The sequence below is a fragment of the Paenarthrobacter sp. NPDC090517 genome, assembly GCF_044769165.1.
Classification (GTDB): Bacteria; Actinomycetota; Actinomycetes; order Actinomycetales; family Micrococcaceae; genus Arthrobacter.
Map to the genome: position 1 here is coordinate 1 of NZ_JBIVXN010000012.1, position 14,630 is coordinate 14,630.

A 14,630-nucleotide genomic window follows, 5' to 3' on the forward strand; every position below is an offset into this window, starting at 1 on the left:
GTGGGCTTCATCGATCAGGCGCGCGGCGGCAGGATCGTAAGCGACCCGCACGACTTCGCACAGCTCCTGAGCATTCAGCGGCGCGCACGCGCCGGCTCCGGTGGATTCCAGACGTTCCGTCAGGCCGGGAAGACGGGAAGCGAGATCACGTGCGATCTCATCGGCAGTGCGGCGCTTGCCGCCGGCCCTGGCTGCTGCGCTGAACGTCAGTGCAACCCAGGCACGGATCGTGGCCGATCCCTGCGGGTACGTCTCCAGGGCTTCTCTTAGCATTGCCTTGGCAATGGCCGGTGCATCTTCATGGATATTCGACTCGACTTCCCGGCGCAGGCGCGCCCCGGAGTCCGGCGCGGTCTCTACCGTGACCGATGCGGCCACGACGGCCGGCTCATTCGACAGGGACGCCAGCCAGCCGCCCCAGTTGGCCACCCAGGCATCAATCTGCTCAGGATCGACCAGAGACGCACCGTCAGGCTGCGTGCCAAAGACCACCGTGTAGTGAGCGGTGGACGGAAGATGGATCAACGCGAATGGCCGGCCGTAGGAGTCCGCGAACTCGTAGAGCTTTGAGCCGGCAGCGATACCGGGCAGCTGATACTCGCCCCAGGGGGTCAGACCCAACGGCCCGGAACGGTAGAGGTTCGCCTTCTTCCGTCGCGCCGAGCGGAACGCCAGGCGTGCAAAGACTCTTTCGCCCACGGACTTGTTGTGCTTGTCCGTCACCGAGACAATGGCCAGCGCCATGCCTAGGACGAGCAAAGACACCAGGCCGGCGGACCAACCACCGACGAAGAAGCAGATCACCGTGACGATAAGGCCGATGAAAAGGCCCGCCGTGGCAAGGCCGCCCAGAGTGCCGATACCGGCCTTGCGCGGGCGACGCCAGTTGCCATAGGTCGGTTCCACGTATGTGTTTTCGATAGCCGCCATGTCAGGCACCCCCCGTTGATTCTTCGCTTATGTTCCTGACGGCCCCGGCGGCTGCCTGGCCAGCCTCAAGGCCTTTCTGTGCAGCCATGACGCCGACGCCCATCGGGCCGGCGGCCGCCGCCGCGCCACCAGCCGCCGCGCCACCAGCTGCGGCGCCACCGCCGGCAGCCGCGCCACCGGCCGCAGTTCCACCACTGCCAGCCGTAGCCGCTCCGGTTCCCGCCTGTGCGCCGCTTGCGGCGGGCGCTGTAGCGGAGGCGCCCTGCCCGCCCGTCTTACCAGCCGTGCCGGACGTCCCTGCTGTGCCCTGGTTCCCGGTGCCGGAAGGCCCCTGGGAGGCAGAAGACTGATTCGATGAGCTATTCGGCGTTGTGCTGGCTGTTCCACCGCCACCACGACCGGCGCTGCCCATGTTGATAGCACCAGAAGCCAGGCCACCGACAGCACCAGCTGCTAGGGCACCGCCGCCGCCGGCAACTGCTCCAACCATCGGCGTCACGAACCGCATGAGTGCTGGCATAGCGAACAGTGCAATGACCATCAGCGCAAGACCCGTAACTGTCGTCAACAGTGCAGAGCCGAAGTCCTTGCCGTCGCCACCGTTTCCGAAGATCTTTGCCCCGCTAAGACGAAACGCTGTTGCGTAGATGATTGCTGCCGCTGGCTTGTAGAGGATGAAGGCGATTAGCCAGGCCGTGCACTTCTGGAACCAGCTTTTGCCGGCCTCAGTGTTAGTGAAGGCTGCGGCCGTGGGGAATATCCCCGTGAGGACCACGAGCAGTCCGCCACGCACGATCATGAGCACGATCTGTAGGACGGAGGCCAGAATCGCAATCAGGCCCAGGAGGATGATCATAATTGAGCCGATAGGGCTGGTGGCCGAGAGTGCCAACATCCCAGTGATGTTCTGGTTGAACGATGTTCCATTCGTGGAGTTGGTGATGATCCAGGCAGAGAACTGATCTGCCGAGACGGTCAGCAGTCCGACCGCTGCCACGCCGGCCCCGGAGACGACGATCAGCGTTGCGAGCGAACGGGCGAGATCCCGCAAGGGCGCGCCCCGCCGTTCAATGATCATTTTGGCTGCGCCCACCAGTACAGATAGCACAGCAAGAGCAGCCGTCCAGAAGTAGAGGCTGTTTTGCAGGAACAACACGGGATCGCTTGCCGTGTAGCCACCTGGCACCGTCGTCAAGCTAGGCGTCCCCACATTTACCCAGAACGTCCCGAGTGTCTGAACGGTCTGTCCTACGGCATCGGCAATCGCCTTGGCCATGTTCTTGACCGAATCGTTCGCGGCATCCTCGATTGCCGCTCCCGCATGGCATAGAGGATTGAATGCGTTCCATCCTGAGCAGTCCGCCATTACACACCGGCCCACTCGATGTAGCCGCTCAGATCCGCGATCTGCCGCGCCCCAGTGTCCCCCGTGGCAGGAACGACGATCTTCCAATCCCCGCCGAACCATTGCAACGGAACGGGAATGGACACGAAAGCCCCGTTGGCTCCCTTGAATGCAAGATCAATGACGGCCCGGTCACCGTCATAGGAGCGAACCGTGAAGCCCGCGAGCTGCGCAGGAACAGATGCCGGCGCGGCGGTAGGAGACGACTTCAAAACGGCGTCACGTTCCGGTCCCGGAACAGCAAGCTGTTCGTAGACCACATTCGCTTTGCCTGATCCTGAGAGCGCAGCTACGTTTACAGCTGCGTACAAGGCCCCAGTGGGTGAGTGTGCAAAGCACGACCGAAGGCCGTTCGGTTCAGTCTTTCCAGGACCGAACTGCTTAGGCGACGTCGGTGCAGCAATCTTTCCTACCAGTTCCCACTTGGTGTCGGCCGGCGCGGTGGCCGGCTTAGCCTGGTCACCGGAGGGCAGGCCGCACACGCTGGCGGACGACGTAGCGCTGGGCTGGCTACTACCGGTACTAGCTCCGGCGTTGCTCGGCTCAGCTGACGGCGTGCCGCCACCTTTGGGAATCACGGCCAGAATGATCCCAAGCGCGACAATGATCGCCACGACAACAGCCGAGATGATGAACTTAGGCTTGGTCAACGGGCTTTGTTCTTCGTTCACTGTCGGTTCCGTCATGGCTTGGATTCCTCCTTAGACCAGGGCGCCGACGACGCCACCGGCGGAAGCTGCGAGGATGCAGCCACCCAGGACCCAGGCAAGGCGGCCGGCGTGCTCGCCGCCCTCACCACGACGGTTGTTGACCATCATCGTTCCGGCCGTGATCAGGATGCCGGCAACGGCCAGGCCGAAGACGATCCACGCGACCCACTTGAGGATCGTCAGCAGGCCCTCAGAACCTGGAGGAGCTGTGCCGGTGCCCGGGTTAGGGATCGTCGACGCTGGGATCTGGGCCATAACATCGCCCGCAATGTTGAGAAGTTCGAAGTGCATCCTTTTCCTCTTTCTAGTTAGCCGGGAGTCCGGCAGCGGTGTTTATTGCGATACGCACCTGGTCAAGCACGGTGCGAGCTTCCTTGGGAAGATCCTCAGGCAGGACGTCTTGATCCAAGCGCCACGCCTCGATCCACGGGAAATGCCACAGATGCGGTACTCCCCCGCCGACGACCCGGGCGAACTCACGGATCTCCTTCGGGAGGCGGCCAGGAGCGTCGGCCAGAACAACAAGGCCGGCAATGTGGATTCCTGGAACGGTGCCCGACGCCCATTCGGTGGCGGCCAGCTGGGCGGCGCGCAGTCCCGACATGTTGGACCTGGCCACGAGGACGACGGTGGAGCCAGCCCCTGTGATGGGCCAGTGGTGTTCGGCCGCCCTGGTGTTCTTGTCCAATCGTGCAAGCGACGTTTCGCCCGCTCCGCCGTGAACGCCCAGCCACCAGTAGTCCGGGGCGATTCCCGAGACGTTCCAGCGGGGAAGCCTATCCGCGAGGTCTGGCTGCGGAACGCTGAGCTGGGGCCTGGTGGCCCCAGTGGGGGTGAAGGCCGGCGGATCTTCAACGGCGGAAGTTGGTTCCTCCACAGTCTCGGCGCCGAAGGTCACCCATCGATTTTTAGAGATTGACATTTCACATCCCCCTGTCATGTCCGCAAAGATCGTATCTGTACCATCCGACACGAAAGGCCAAGAGTGACCCCCAACTACAACTTTAGTACCTTTCAATCACCTTTAGTACATCACAGTACCAATATCTGGGCTACGATGAACCTATGCTGTGGGACGGACTGAGCGTGGACCCTAAATATCTAGAAGCACTCTTCGCCAAGTACCCGGAGCGACTTACGCCCCAGGACCTCGAAGAGATCTTCGGGCTGTCCCGAAACACGGTCTATCGGTGGCTCCAGACGGGCGTGATTCCGGCCTACCAAGTTGAGAAGACATGGCTAATCGCCAGAGATCAAGTCAAAGACTGGGTGTGGGAGAACCGGAACACGCTTCGCGACGGTAAGACACCACGTGCTGGCGAGGACCAAGCCCAGGCATAGCAGCCGTAAATGTGAGGGGGACACATGCAGTATCAAAAGACCGGGCCGGTACTGGTCATTGGGGCGATTCTCGCCCCGATTGTGCTGGTTCTGTCCATCATCCTGTTCGGCGGCGGCTCCCAAGCTGCCGCCGACGTCTGTTCGCCCAGCGGCGGCAGCGTCAGCGTTGACGAAAGCAAGCTGCCCAAGGTTGCCGTTGCCGGATACCAGGGCGAACAGCTCAAGAACGCCGCCCTGGTCATCAACGCCGGCAAAGCCCTGGGTTTATCTGCCCGAGGCCAAACCATCGGCGTTATGACAGCCATGGGAGAGTCAGGCCTGCGCGTCCTGGACTACGGCGACGGCCCTGGCCCGGACTCCCGAGGCTTGTTCCAGCAGCGTGACAACGGCGCGTGGGGTTCCTACCAAGACCGAATGAACCCAACGGCCTCCGCAACGAACTTCTTCAAGGCCCTGCAGAAGGTCAGCGGATGGGAACAACTCGAACCCACCACCGCCGCGCACAGGGTCCAGCGCAACGCAGACCCCTTCCATTACCAGTCCTACTGGCCGGCAGCCGTGGAAGTCGTGGCCGCCCTGGGCGACGTCAAGACCACCGATGCCGGCGGCGAAAGCTCCTGCGGCATCCCAGGTGAATCCGGCAAGGGTGACGACCTGCCGTGGCGGACAGCCCAGATCTACCAGCCCTCTCCCCTGGGCATGTACAACCGCGAATGCGTCGACTTCGCCCTCTGGCGCGTGAACCAGCAGCTGGGCAGCAACAGCGCCCCCTACAAGGTGCTCAACGGCACCTTCCGGCCTGATGGTGCCGTGCTCGGCTCCGCGCTCACCTGGAAGGACGGCTGGGACGCCAAGGGCTGGCAAACCGGCAAGACGCCCCGCGTCGGCGCTGTCGTTTGGTACGCCCCCGGCGCAGGCGGCGCGGACAGCACCTACGGCCACGTCGCTATCGTGAAGGCCGTCAACGGCGACGGCAGCTACCTGGAAGAGGGCTACAACGGCAACCCCGCACCGAACGACCACACCTACTACACACGCAAGGTCCAGAACGGCACTCCCAGCGCCTTCCTGTACCTGCCAGGCCTACGGGCCAGCACCAACTAACCGGAGGAACCATGAAACGCGCTCTGACAGCCCTTGCGGCCGTGCTCGTGTGCACGGCCTGCGCCCCAGTGTCCAACACAACACCCGCGGAACCGTCCCAAAGCACGTCAGCCACCGCCCCGGCAACGCTCAGCGCTGGCGGCAAGTCCCAAGCTCCCGGAGGCACCGCCCCGGCCACCCTGGGCATTGCCTGGGACGAGCAAAGCAAGGCCGCCGCCCTGGAAACCGCAACCAAAGCCATGACGCTCTACGCCCGCCCCACCGTCACCGACAAGGTCTGGATCCAGGAACTGGGACAGCTCCTAACGGCCCAGGCTGCAGCTGATTACCAGTATGTTGACCCGGCCAACATCCCAGCCAAGAAGATCACCGGGGCCGGGCAACTCAAGATCGACGAAAGCAACGGCTTCGGCTGCCATGTCGTGTTCCCGACCAATGCCGGCGACTACGACGTGCAGCTGCTGCGCAGCGCGGCCGACAAGCCCTGGCAGGTCAACCGCTTCACACCCCCGAACGGCACCAAGTAAGGACAGATGATGGAAACCCAAGCACTCGACTTCCCCAAGATCGACGCCGTTCTGCGCGCCAACGGAACCGGCGAGGTCACAATCAACGGCACTTCCCACGCGATCCAGGCCGAGGATGAGGCGGCCGTTCTCAGTCAGGCGCTGCGGCTCATCACGGATACCGCCGCGCAGCTTGGCCGGCCTGTAAGGGTCAGTACCACTGATCCGGACGGCCAGGGCCTCATCGTCGTCTCCCCCGAGGGCATTGTCAGCGAGGCTGCCCCGGCCAAGCCCAGCGCCAGGAGGCAGAAAGACCCGGCGCCGGCCGCCAAGGAAAGGCCGGCACCGACTCCCGTAGTGCCTGCCGCCAAGGAAACGCCGGCGCCGACTCCGGTAGAGCCGGTCCCCGCTGCCCCTGTCACTTTTAACGAAGCTGTCAATCGCGGCCAGGAACCTTCGACGGCTGCAGCTGCCCCGGAACCTGTCACGCGCCGGAGCCTCAAAGAGACTTCGTTCCTGGTCAGCGCGCCCGTGCTGGAGCCGGCTACGCGCGGCTGGCGCGGCGCGCTCACCCGCCTGGGCTTTCGTATGGAACCGTCCCCCGACGAACTGGCCGAGCGCGAGGATATCCGCACGGTGAGCCAGCACTGGCCCGGCCCCCGCACGGTTGCCGTCGTCAACCGTAAGGGCGGAGCTAACAAGACTCCCACCGTCGTCATGCTCAGCGCGATCCTTGCTCGCTACAGCGGTGCGGCCACTGTCGCCTGGGACAACAACGAGTCCCAGGGGACACTCGGCTGGCGGACCGAGCAGGGCAGCCATGACAACAGCGTCCTTGACCTCATCGACTCATCCCAAACGCTGCTCTCCCCCAGCACCAACGCGGCCGAGATCGCCCGATTCGTTCACCACCAGACCGCCGACAAGTTCGACGTCCTGCGCTCGGACGAGAACGAGGAAGGCGACCACGAGGTGACCGCCGAGGAAGTGGACATCGCCCACCAGGTACTCACGCGCTACTACCGGCTGATCGTCATGGACTCAGGCAACACCGCCCGCTCTGCGAATTGGCGGCGGATGATTCACCACACAAACCAGCTCGTGGTCCCCGTGACAGCCATTGAGGATCGCGCCGAAGCGGCGCGCCTGACCCTCCAGACGCTGGAATCCCGGGGCGGCCACGACGCAGAGCTGGCCCGCAACGCTGTGGTGATCGTCTCCGAGTCCACCGACGCCAAGCGCAGCATGAGCGGCGACGCGCTCAAGCGCGCCAAGGACGAGGCTCGCCGGATCGCTGACGGATTCGCCCCGCATGTCCGCGCAGTCGTCCGTATTCCCTACGACCCCGCCCTGGTCAACGGCCCTATCCGCTATGACGCGCTCCAGCCGGCCACACAGCGGGCGTGGCTGGCCGCAGCCGCCGCTGTTGCAAAAGGTTTCTAAATGCTCTTCAAAGCGACACGCCGCACAGTATGCCCAGTTCACAGCGTTTCAGAAACTAACGTGATGGACATGGCAATTCAGAAACGCGCACGCGGAGGACGACCTTCTAAAGGGGACCGTCACGTTCTGACTACCCGACTCCCCGTGGCAGACGCAGAAAAGCTTTTCGCCGTAGCGGACCACCAAGGGCAGTCAGCTAGTGAGTTCATAGCTCACGCCGTTGCTGAAAAGCTCGCAGCCATTGACATGACTAAGCTAACGGGCCCGGAGGAACTGCCTATCGGCCGCATCGCCTCTTAAATGTTGAAGGCCCGCACTAGGCGGGCCTTCGTATCAAGTTATTCAGCTCTTCACCATCAGATCTTGGCGGGTCCTGGTGAAAGGCTCCAACTTCCACACCCTCTAGGAGGGTCCTTCTGCTATGCCCATAAGTGTACACGCACGTCCTCTCCCGTCCACGGAAACGGCCGTGTCCCCCGTTCGCCGCCGCCGTGTCAATCGCGGCCAAGAGACCGCCTCAGCGGTGGTCTTGGCGGCCGTGCCAGCCGGTATGGTCCGTGCCGCACACGGCCGGCAGACCATGGCTGCGCTCTTCACACATGAGAAGTTCGTGCTGCGGAATCGCAACGGCCGCGCGACCATCGTCGCCGTGCTCCGTGCGCTCATCGAGCGAGCCGACTACGAGAGCATGACGGCACGGCCGGGCTGGGAAGCCCTCATCGAGGCCACAGGGACGTCCAGGACGACCGTGGCGCGCGTTCTGCGTCTGTTGGCCGCCTGGGGCCTGATCGGCCGCGTAGCGTCCGGCAGGCAGGCTAAATACGCCGCCGCAGGCCCGGACGGCGAACGCATCAACGAAGCAGCCGTCTACGTTCTGTGCGCACCGTCGCCGCTGGCGCTTGTGAACAAAATTGGCACCCCTCCCGCCCTAGGCGGTTCTCACCTTAAAGAAAAAGAGTTAACCCATACACGCGCACGAGGAAAAAGCTCTCAACCCGACGTGGCTCAGCCACGGCTCATTCCTGCAGGCGCCGCAAGCGGCGCACCTGCCGCCCAAGTGCCATGGCGTCCAGAACTGCAGTGGCCAGCTCACCGGACGCCAAAACGCCATGGACAGCGTGTGGCCGCCGCGTCCGAGATCCGCTACCGGAGCTTTCCCCTGCGTTGCATGACGGCCAAGGACATCGCCAGCTCCTGCCGGGACTTCTTCCTGGCAGGCTGGACCGTTGCGGACATTTTGCACGCTCTCGACTGGCGGCCTGACGGCACGCTGTGGCCGCACAGCGGCGCACCAGACACCAAAGAGGCCTGGCGGATGCGCGGCTGGCTCAGGCACCGCCTGAGCGCCTGGCGCACCGAGGCCGGCGAGCCGCTGCGCTCCCGCGATCAGCAGACGGCGACCCGCGCAGCTGCTCTCCGCCGCGAACAGGAAGCCGAGCGCCGGCAGATCCTGGAACGCCAGGCCGAGCGCGCGGCCCAGCTCGACGCCAGCGACTCCCCCACCAAGGTCACCGCCATTGCGAAGATCCGCGCCATGTTCGACGCCAACAAGCGCCAGCACACCAGCCGGCGCGCGGCCGCACAGCCCAAGGGGCCAGGTTCCCTCGATGGGTAGCCTCTCGCCCACATGTGCACAGCAAAAGCTCTATCCTTCGGGCTTTTCCTGCACACATGATGGACGACAGGAACCAGCTGACCGCCTGCCCACAACCGCCAGGTCACCACACGAAGGAACCCCGCCCTACGCAACCGGCGGACATGCACAGGCTCCGCCGCGTCTTGCAGGCCTGCAAGCATTACTGTCAAAGACTTCAAAAAAAGCAATAGCGCTTTTGACAGTAATGCAGGCAATGCGTGTAAAGACTTTTTAGACACGACTGCTTTTAACGAAGGTAATGACAGTAAAGACAGTATGGTAGAGCCCATGACTATGAATCAGCCGTTCGACCGCACCGGGTTGGATAGAGTCTGCGCCTTCGTGAACGGCAAAGGCGGGGTCCTGAAGACTACCTTGACGGCAAACTTGGGTGGACTTTTGGCAGTTTCGGGGTGGCGAGTCCTCCTGGTTGACTTCGACCCGCAAGGAAACCTGGGCTTAGACCTTGGGTACCGTCACACAAGAACGGACGACGATGGCCTAGGCATGGCCCAGAGCCTCATGTTCGGAGCACCTCTCAACCCAGTAAAAGATGTTCGCCCTAATCTTGACGTGGTGCCCGGGGGATCGCACCTCGACCAAGCTGCTGCCGGTCTTGTTTCCCTTGCCGGCAAGGACGGTCGGAAAGCGAAGCTCGCTTTGGCGGCCGCGTTGTCACCTCTGGCTGAGCAATACGACATCATCTTTATCGACTGCCCCCCTGGAAATGAGCCCCTGCAGCTGGCAGCCCTGGGAGCGGCCTCGCAAATTATCGTCCCGACGAAAACCGACCGAGGTGGACGTGAAGGACTGTTGGGCGTCGCGAAGCGCCTCGACTCCGTGATCGATGTAAACCCCGGGATCGACCTCTTGGGCGTAATCATCGCGGCCACGTCATCTTCGGCCAGGTCTGTGCAACGGACCGTAAGAGAAGCCATTACAGAGGCCTTCGGCAGCGGGGATGTGCTGTTCGAGAACATGGTCCGCCACGCGGAATCTCCCGCCCAAGCTGTTCGAGAACGCGGAGTCCTCCTTCACGAACTCGAGGAACAGGTTAACTCCGGCCCGAAATGGTACGAAGTCCTGCGCGGCACGGCAAAGGGAGTACCAACCCAGCCACGGTCCGCGGGAAACGTCGCAGAAGACCTTCACCGCGTCGCACAAGAACTGGTAGCTCGACTTGAAGCCGCAGAACAAAGGAACGCATCATGACTACCCGCGAACCCATTGGCCCCCCGCCACGCCGACCATCCGCTGGCGTGCAAAACCTAATAAAAGCCAACCGCGAATCCGGCAACGAGGCCACCCAGACTCCTGCGACGCCAGCACCAGCGCGGACCTCGACTCGGGAACAGGTCACTTACTACATGCCTGGAGACTCTCGGAAACGGGCAAAAGCCGCATTCAACGCAACCCGGGGCCAGGAAGAGGACGCCAGCTGGTCAGAATTTGTCACCCGCGCCGTCATGAATGAGGTTTACCGCCGGGAGCGCCTCTACAACCAAGGCGAGCCATTTCCCGGCGGCACAAGGAATCTGTCTCCTGGAAGATCTCTCTCCTCGTAAAAATACTGTCATTGCTGGTAATGACAGTATTGCTATCGGAGTGCCGCACGTCGGCTAGGAAAGAGAGGACGGCGGTTTCCTTCAATGCAAGTCAGGATCCATTGAATCAAGCATTCTGCGCCGATCATCAGGGCCGGCCACACGCCACTCCTTAATAAAAAGCATCAGACCGTCGAGCCGATGTACCTGGAGCCGCAGATTTGCTTCGCGGGCAGCCGGCGAATCCATTTTTGGCTCAAGCTCTGCTTCTTCCGCGGCCGAGATCACTACCGCCGCACCGATCTCCAGCAGCTCTTCTTCTTCATCGCTACTGGCATCCAGCGCCGCGGCCGCGAACAGGGCGAGGAGCGAGGAGAGTGGAGGTTTGCTGGCCAACGCCACTTCGGGCTTGCCTGAAGAGGCAAGATTGAAAGCCACAGTTCTAACTACGGCGTCCTGTTCGACCAGAGCCTCAATACGGGCAGCGATCCCAAGATAAAGGCTTTTGAGAGCGGCATCGAATCTTAACGTGCGCTCGAAATCTTCTCTATGTGACTGGTCCTCGCGTCGGGCGGTTTCTGAATCCTCAGCGATTCGCTTCGCCCTAGACGCAATGCGGACCGAAATCGCCGCCACCAAGACGGATGCGACTGCAGCAGCAGCAGGAATGACTATGCCGGTCCAAGCGAGAAAAACGTCATCGTCAGAGAGCTTCAGAAAAACGGTCCCGGCAGCAAAAGCGGGAACAGTAGCCAGAACATGCATGCTGGCAACACTACCCAAGCCTGCTAAGTAGGGGGTTGTGAGGGCATCGTGGTTCCGTGGAACAGCGACCGTTGCTTCCGCATGTTCAGATGAAGGAAGTCCCCGGCGAGTTCCTCGCGGACCTCCTCCCTGCCTTCTGGTGAGAAGCGGGTAGTGGACAGGCCCAGCCAGACAGCAGTGCTTAGGAAGATGCCGCTGTTCACTCCGCGGGCAAACTTTTCCGCACGCAGTGGACCCGCGCCTTCGAATTACCTCGGTTCGTGGGCAGGAAGGATGTCCAAGACGAAGATCCCTCCCTTCCGTGCAACACGCTCCTCGAAACCTTGCTTCATCAGTTCCTCCGGGGACAAATCCCGGTACACGGCACGCAAGTCCCCTGACTTGAAGGACTTGTATCCCTGCTCACCGAGAGAGCCGGTAAGTAAGTGCGTTCCCTGTAGCGTTCCGGCCGCGAGACGCTTTAGTTTGGCCACCAATGACTTCTTCGCGCGCTCTTCAAGGTTGGCAAAATCATCGACAGCGGCACTGCTGAGCATCACAGGTCGTCGACGTCCCTCAGCAATGGACGTGCCTGGCACTCGGTGGTCCATCATTTAGATCACGTCCTCGATTTCGGGTAGTCGTTGAGTCTTCACTTCGATCTCAGCTTCCTTTATGGTCTCTGGGAGTGAAGCAAGGTTGAACTCGGCTCCGGTCAGACCCACTTTCTGACCGCCCTCCATGCGCGGGGCCATGACTCCGGCGACGCACAGGAAGATCCCACCAATAAGAAAGCCGCCCGCGAGAGCTTCCGAGCGCTCCAGGAAGAGGCCGATCCCAGCCACTACAAGGCAGACGACACCGAGCACAGCTAGGAACAGGTTGAAGGGCTGCCCTCCGTGGTTTGCCATGTGACCTTTCCCGGCGCGAGTTCACCCGCTCGCGCCAAAGACAATGGTAGACGGGAACAGCTCGAGGATTTCAGCGCCACCCGCTCTTACGCGACTTTGGACGCTCGGAGAGAACCGCGGCGGGTGTCACCCTGCCTCGAAACCCTTAGGATATGAGACGTCTCACTGGAGGTGTCCTCTAAGATCCTGCTGTTCGTGAATTTTCGCGACTAGCTCTGTGACCGGAGATTCTCAGAAGTATGTCTCGAAACCTCATGCTTGAATTGGCTTACTAATCATCAGTTATGAGACACATTTGGAGGAGGCAAGCGTGTCGAAACTTATTGGCTATGCACGGGTTTCGACCCGTCAGCAGTCCACGGACCGGCAGCAGGCGGACCTGCTGGCCGCCGGCGTTCGGCGCGATGACCTGTACGTTGACCAGGGTGTGTCCGGTGCGCGCGCGTCGCGACCCCAGTTCGATCGGGCACTCGACGCTCTCCTGCAGGGTGACACCCTCGTCATCACGACTTTGGACCGGCTCGGGCGCTCCACTCAGAACATGCTTGCCTTCGCCGACGAACTCCGCAATAGGGGCGCCGGCCTGCGCGTCCTGAACTTGGGCGGAGGCGACGTCGATACGGCAACTCCGATGGGCTCCATGTTGTTCACCATCATGGCCGCGCTCGCCCAGATGGAACACGAGATCAAGCGCGAACGCATCACTGATTCCATAATCAAGCGAAGAGAAGCGGGCAAGGACCTTGGTGGCCGACCCCGCCGGGTCACTGACAGTCAGATCAAAAGCGCCGTTCGCTTGGTCAAAGGCGGCGAGCCGGCTGCCCAGGTTGCCCGGGATCTCGGTATGTCCCGAGCGACCTTCTACAGGCGGTCACGAGCGCTTGCCACCTGGCAGGACGAAATCTAGCGGTGCTAGAAAGAACGCAGTGTATGGGAGGCGGTATTCGTTTTGCTTCCAAGAAGATGGCTAACTCGGCGTCAGTCGGCTCTCGGATTTTGACCGGAGTTATGGCCGGTGTTGCGGTGAGATGGTCATTGATGGACGTCTGCCCGTCTAGTTCGGTGGGCTGCTGGTGCTAAAAATCGGGGTACATGATGGCGTTTCGGTTGTTCTCCAGGGAAATCTAGCCCTGGGTGCAGACAGCGGTCCGGAAGCGACAAATGACCACTTTCAGTACTGGGCCGAGGGCGGGGCGACTCTGGCCCCTGTTCCTACCAAACCAAAATGTCCAGAATTCGTAGATCAGTTAGCCCGTCCATTAGCCGAACCTCCTGCTGTTTCTTCGTGTCAGCCGACGTGTAGGAGCGGATTCGGCCACGCAGTTCGTCCAGTGCACCGGAGGTTCTCGCAGCGAGTAGGTCCTTCCGCACAGCAAGCCAGGTGCGGCGCCGCCATCCAAGCTCGGGATGGTCCTTTCGAAGCATCTTCGCTACAGGTGCATAAGCGTGCGCTATGTGGCTGTCTAGGATCGGGAAAAGGCTTGGGTGCTTCAGATGCAGGACCTTCGATATCTTCGCGAAACTCACGCCCTTGGGAGCGCCTTCAGCGAAGTGCCAGTAAAGGTCTGTCATGGCGGTGAACAATTCGCCATCCGGGTCAGCGTCCGCCAAGTCGGCTGCGGTCCAAATCCACGGGGCCGTTTCAGAAGCCCCCAGGAAGTACGCCACTTCCTTGTTCGAGATTCGAGAACTGATTTTGCGTGTGCGGATCACTTCCTGGGCAGTGAGCTTTCCCACGTCCCCGGGGCCCAAGTAATCGAAAGCGGCCGGCGTCTTCCTTGGATATTGTTCAAGAACTCCCAGAGCCTCTTCTACAGTGCGCACGTGACCGCCCACAGTAAGTGCTTGATCCGTTCCTGGGGTCATTCGTCACCCTTCTTTCCGCCGATCCGGTTCGCGAACGGCCGCCGCCCACCATAGAGCTCTTTAAAAGCTTCGATCAGCCGGCTTTCCTCGATCTGCGGGTCTCGGTCCTGGGTGACCAGCCAACAGACCTTGAGGTCTTGAGCATCCTCCAGTTGCCATATGGCACGACCGCCGCTGTGCCCGCTGCTCTTGCCATCGCCGAAGCGACGGTATTTGTTGAGCCGTTCAAATACGCCTTGCTTGCATTGGGCTTTGCCGAAATAGAGAACTGCTGCCTCGGGAATCCAGGCATCCTGCAACATGCCTAGAGGGTAGTGGCTTCCCTTCCGCCCGGTGCCGGGCGTTACAAACTGCGGCTCATCGAAGCCTTCACGGATAACTGCGTAAACGCCGTGTTCTGTGGGCACTTTTTCGACCCGGATCGCGTCGAAGCGAATAAACCCGTGAAAACCATTGTCTCTAAGCCACTGAGGCGTCACACGCCACTTCT

Annotated in this window: 19 protein-coding genes; 9 read left to right on the top strand and 10 right to left on the bottom strand. The window is 61.7% G+C overall.

Features of this window, described 5'->3' with window-relative positions:
- The 5 genes from ACIQTW_RS21390 to ACIQTW_RS21410 all read right to left on the bottom strand — a co-directional run.
- On the bottom strand, positions 1-930 hold a 930-nt coding region (locus ACIQTW_RS21390), incomplete at its 3' end, for an SCO6880 family protein (protein WP_402941410.1).
- A 1-nt stretch (position 931) separates the two neighbouring features.
- Positions 932-2,296 (bottom strand): hypothetical protein, encoded by a 1,365-nt coding sequence (locus ACIQTW_RS21395; protein WP_402941413.1) that lies wholly within the window; start codon positions 2,294-2,296, stop codon positions 932-934.
- The gene (locus tag ACIQTW_RS21400) at positions 2,296-3,021 is read right to left on the bottom strand and encodes a hypothetical protein (protein ID WP_402941415.1); all 726 of its coding nucleotides are present in this window, start codon (positions 3,019-3,021) and stop codon (positions 2,296-2,298) included. Before ACIQTW_RS21400 ends, ACIQTW_RS21395 begins: the two co-directional genes overlap by 1 nt.
- A gap of 15 nt (positions 3,022-3,036) precedes the next feature.
- A complete protein-coding gene (locus tag ACIQTW_RS21405; protein WP_402941418.1) occupies positions 3,037-3,336 on the bottom strand; it encodes a hypothetical protein in 300 nt (99 codons plus the stop codon).
- A 13-nt stretch (positions 3,337-3,349) separates the two neighbouring features.
- Positions 3,350-3,967 carry a DUF6668 family protein gene (locus tag ACIQTW_RS21410; protein WP_402941420.1) on the bottom strand — a complete coding sequence of 206 codons (618 nt, stop codon included), beginning with the start codon at positions 3,965-3,967 and terminating at the stop codon, positions 3,350-3,352.
- Positions 3,968-4,110: 143 nt separating this feature from the next.
- Here ACIQTW_RS21410 and ACIQTW_RS21415 point away from each other — a divergent pair, with 143 nt between their 5' ends.
- The 8 genes from ACIQTW_RS21415 (at position 4,111) to ACIQTW_RS21450 (ending at position 10,640) form a co-directional block, all read left to right on the top strand.
- Positions 4,111-4,386, top strand: a complete 276-nt coding sequence (locus ACIQTW_RS21415) for a helix-turn-helix domain-containing protein (RefSeq protein ID WP_402941423.1) — start codon at positions 4,111-4,113, stop codon at positions 4,384-4,386.
- 24 nt (positions 4,387-4,410) lie between these two features.
- Positions 4,411-5,490 (top strand): CHAP domain-containing protein, encoded by a 1,080-nt coding sequence (locus ACIQTW_RS21420; RefSeq protein ID WP_402941425.1) that lies wholly within the window; start codon positions 4,411-4,413, stop codon positions 5,488-5,490.
- 11 nt (positions 5,491-5,501) lie between these two features.
- A complete protein-coding gene (locus tag ACIQTW_RS21425) occupies positions 5,502-6,017 on the top strand; it encodes a hypothetical protein (RefSeq protein ID WP_402941428.1) in 516 nt (171 codons plus the stop codon).
- 6 nt (positions 6,018-6,023) lie between these two features.
- Positions 6,024-7,439 (top strand): chromosome partitioning protein ParA, encoded by a 1,416-nt coding sequence (locus ACIQTW_RS21430; protein ID WP_402941430.1) that lies wholly within the window; start codon positions 6,024-6,026, stop codon positions 7,437-7,439.
- A gap of 69 nt (positions 7,440-7,508) precedes the next feature.
- Positions 7,509-7,739, top strand: a complete 231-nt coding sequence (locus ACIQTW_RS21435) for a hypothetical protein (RefSeq protein WP_402941433.1) — start codon at positions 7,509-7,511, stop codon at positions 7,737-7,739.
- A 169-nt stretch (positions 7,740-7,908) separates the two neighbouring features.
- On the top strand, positions 7,909-9,054 hold the full coding sequence (locus ACIQTW_RS21440; protein WP_402941436.1) for a hypothetical protein: 1,146 nt from the start codon (positions 7,909-7,911) through the stop codon (positions 9,052-9,054).
- A gap of 309 nt (positions 9,055-9,363) precedes the next feature.
- On the top strand, positions 9,364-10,287 hold the full coding sequence (locus tag ACIQTW_RS21445; protein ID WP_402941439.1) for a ParA family protein: 924 nt from the start codon (positions 9,364-9,366) through the stop codon (positions 10,285-10,287).
- Positions 10,288-10,442: 155 nt separating this feature from the next.
- Entirely contained in the window at positions 10,443-10,640 is a 198-nt protein-coding gene (locus ACIQTW_RS21450; RefSeq protein WP_402941535.1) for a hypothetical protein, read from the top strand.
- An 81-nt stretch (positions 10,641-10,721) separates the two neighbouring features.
- On the opposite strand, the gene ACIQTW_RS21455 is transcribed toward ACIQTW_RS21450, so the two are convergent.
- The 3 genes from ACIQTW_RS21455 to ACIQTW_RS21465 form a co-directional block, all read right to left on the bottom strand.
- Complete coding sequence (locus tag ACIQTW_RS21455; RefSeq protein WP_402941441.1) at positions 10,722-11,384, bottom strand: hypothetical protein; 663 nt, start codon at positions 11,382-11,384, stop codon at positions 10,722-10,724.
- Between the two features lie 248 nt (positions 11,385-11,632).
- Positions 11,633-11,977 carry a hypothetical protein gene (locus ACIQTW_RS21460; RefSeq protein WP_402941444.1) on the bottom strand — a complete coding sequence of 115 codons (345 nt, stop codon included), beginning with the start codon at positions 11,975-11,977 and terminating at the stop codon, positions 11,633-11,635.
- Positions 11,978-12,274, bottom strand: coding sequence for a hypothetical protein (locus ACIQTW_RS21465; RefSeq protein ID WP_402941447.1), 297 nt, complete (start codon positions 12,272-12,274; stop codon positions 11,978-11,980). It abuts the gene before it with no gap.
- A gap of 310 nt (positions 12,275-12,584) precedes the next feature.
- Here ACIQTW_RS21465 and ACIQTW_RS21470 point away from each other — a divergent pair, with 310 nt between their 5' ends.
- Positions 12,585-13,181: a recombinase family protein gene (locus ACIQTW_RS21470; protein ID WP_402941449.1), complete on the top strand. Its 597-nt coding sequence runs from the start codon at positions 12,585-12,587 to the stop codon at positions 13,179-13,181.
- A 305-nt stretch (positions 13,182-13,486) separates the two neighbouring features.
- Here the strand turns inward: ACIQTW_RS21470 and ACIQTW_RS21475 are convergent, their stop codons facing one another.
- Together ACIQTW_RS21475 and ACIQTW_RS21480 are read right to left on the bottom strand one after the other, a co-directional pair.
- The gene (locus ACIQTW_RS21475) at positions 13,487-14,140 is read right to left on the bottom strand and encodes a DUF6308 family protein (RefSeq protein WP_402941452.1); all 654 of its coding nucleotides are present in this window, start codon (positions 14,138-14,140) and stop codon (positions 13,487-13,489) included.
- On the bottom strand, positions 14,137-14,619 hold the full coding sequence (locus ACIQTW_RS21480; RefSeq protein WP_402941455.1) for a hypothetical protein: 483 nt from the start codon (positions 14,617-14,619) through the stop codon (positions 14,137-14,139). The genes ACIQTW_RS21475 and ACIQTW_RS21480 overlap by 4 nt, the downstream gene beginning before the upstream one ends.
- Positions 14,620-14,630 lie beyond the last annotated feature (11 nt).

What these genes read in the sequence shown, in the direction of transcription:
- ACIQTW_RS21395 (WP_402941413.1), bottom strand. Translation starts at nt 2,296, where the DNA reads ATGGCGGACTGCTCAGGATGGAACGCATTCAATCCTCTATGCCATGCG.
- ACIQTW_RS21400 (WP_402941415.1), bottom strand. Translation starts at nt 3,021, where the DNA reads ATGACGGAACCGACAGTGAACGAAGAACAAAGCCCGTTGACCAAGCCT.
- ACIQTW_RS21405 (WP_402941418.1), bottom strand. Translation starts at nt 3,336, where the DNA reads ATGCACTTCGAACTTCTCAACATTGCGGGCGATGTTATGGCCCAGATC.
- ACIQTW_RS21410 (WP_402941420.1), bottom strand. Translation starts at nt 3,967, where the DNA reads ATGTCAATCTCTAAAAATCGATGGGTGACCTTCGGCGCCGAGACTGTG.
- ACIQTW_RS21415 (WP_402941423.1), top strand. Translation starts at nt 4,111, where the DNA reads ATGCTGTGGGACGGACTGAGCGTGGACCCTAAATATCTAGAAGCACTC.
- ACIQTW_RS21420 (WP_402941425.1), top strand. Translation starts at nt 4,411, where the DNA reads ATGCAGTATCAAAAGACCGGGCCGGTACTGGTCATTGGGGCGATTCTC.
- ACIQTW_RS21425 (WP_402941428.1), top strand. Translation starts at nt 5,502, where the DNA reads ATGAAACGCGCTCTGACAGCCCTTGCGGCCGTGCTCGTGTGCACGGCC.
- ACIQTW_RS21430 (WP_402941430.1), top strand. Translation starts at nt 6,024, where the DNA reads ATGATGGAAACCCAAGCACTCGACTTCCCCAAGATCGACGCCGTTCTG.
- ACIQTW_RS21435 (WP_402941433.1), top strand. Translation starts at nt 7,509, where the DNA reads ATGGCAATTCAGAAACGCGCACGCGGAGGACGACCTTCTAAAGGGGAC.
- ACIQTW_RS21445 (WP_402941439.1), top strand. Translation starts at nt 9,364, where the DNA reads ATGACTATGAATCAGCCGTTCGACCGCACCGGGTTGGATAGAGTCTGC.
- ACIQTW_RS21450 (WP_402941535.1), top strand. Translation starts at nt 10,443, where the DNA reads ATGCCTGGAGACTCTCGGAAACGGGCAAAAGCCGCATTCAACGCAACC.
- ACIQTW_RS21455 (WP_402941441.1), bottom strand. Translation starts at nt 11,384, where the DNA reads ATGCATGTTCTGGCTACTGTTCCCGCTTTTGCTGCCGGGACCGTTTTT.
- ACIQTW_RS21460 (WP_402941444.1), bottom strand. Translation starts at nt 11,977, where the DNA reads ATGATGGACCACCGAGTGCCAGGCACGTCCATTGCTGAGGGACGTCGA.
- ACIQTW_RS21465 (WP_402941447.1), bottom strand. Translation starts at nt 12,274, where the DNA reads ATGGCAAACCACGGAGGGCAGCCCTTCAACCTGTTCCTAGCTGTGCTC.
- ACIQTW_RS21475 (WP_402941452.1), bottom strand. Translation starts at nt 14,140, where the DNA reads ATGACCCCAGGAACGGATCAAGCACTTACTGTGGGCGGTCACGTGCGC.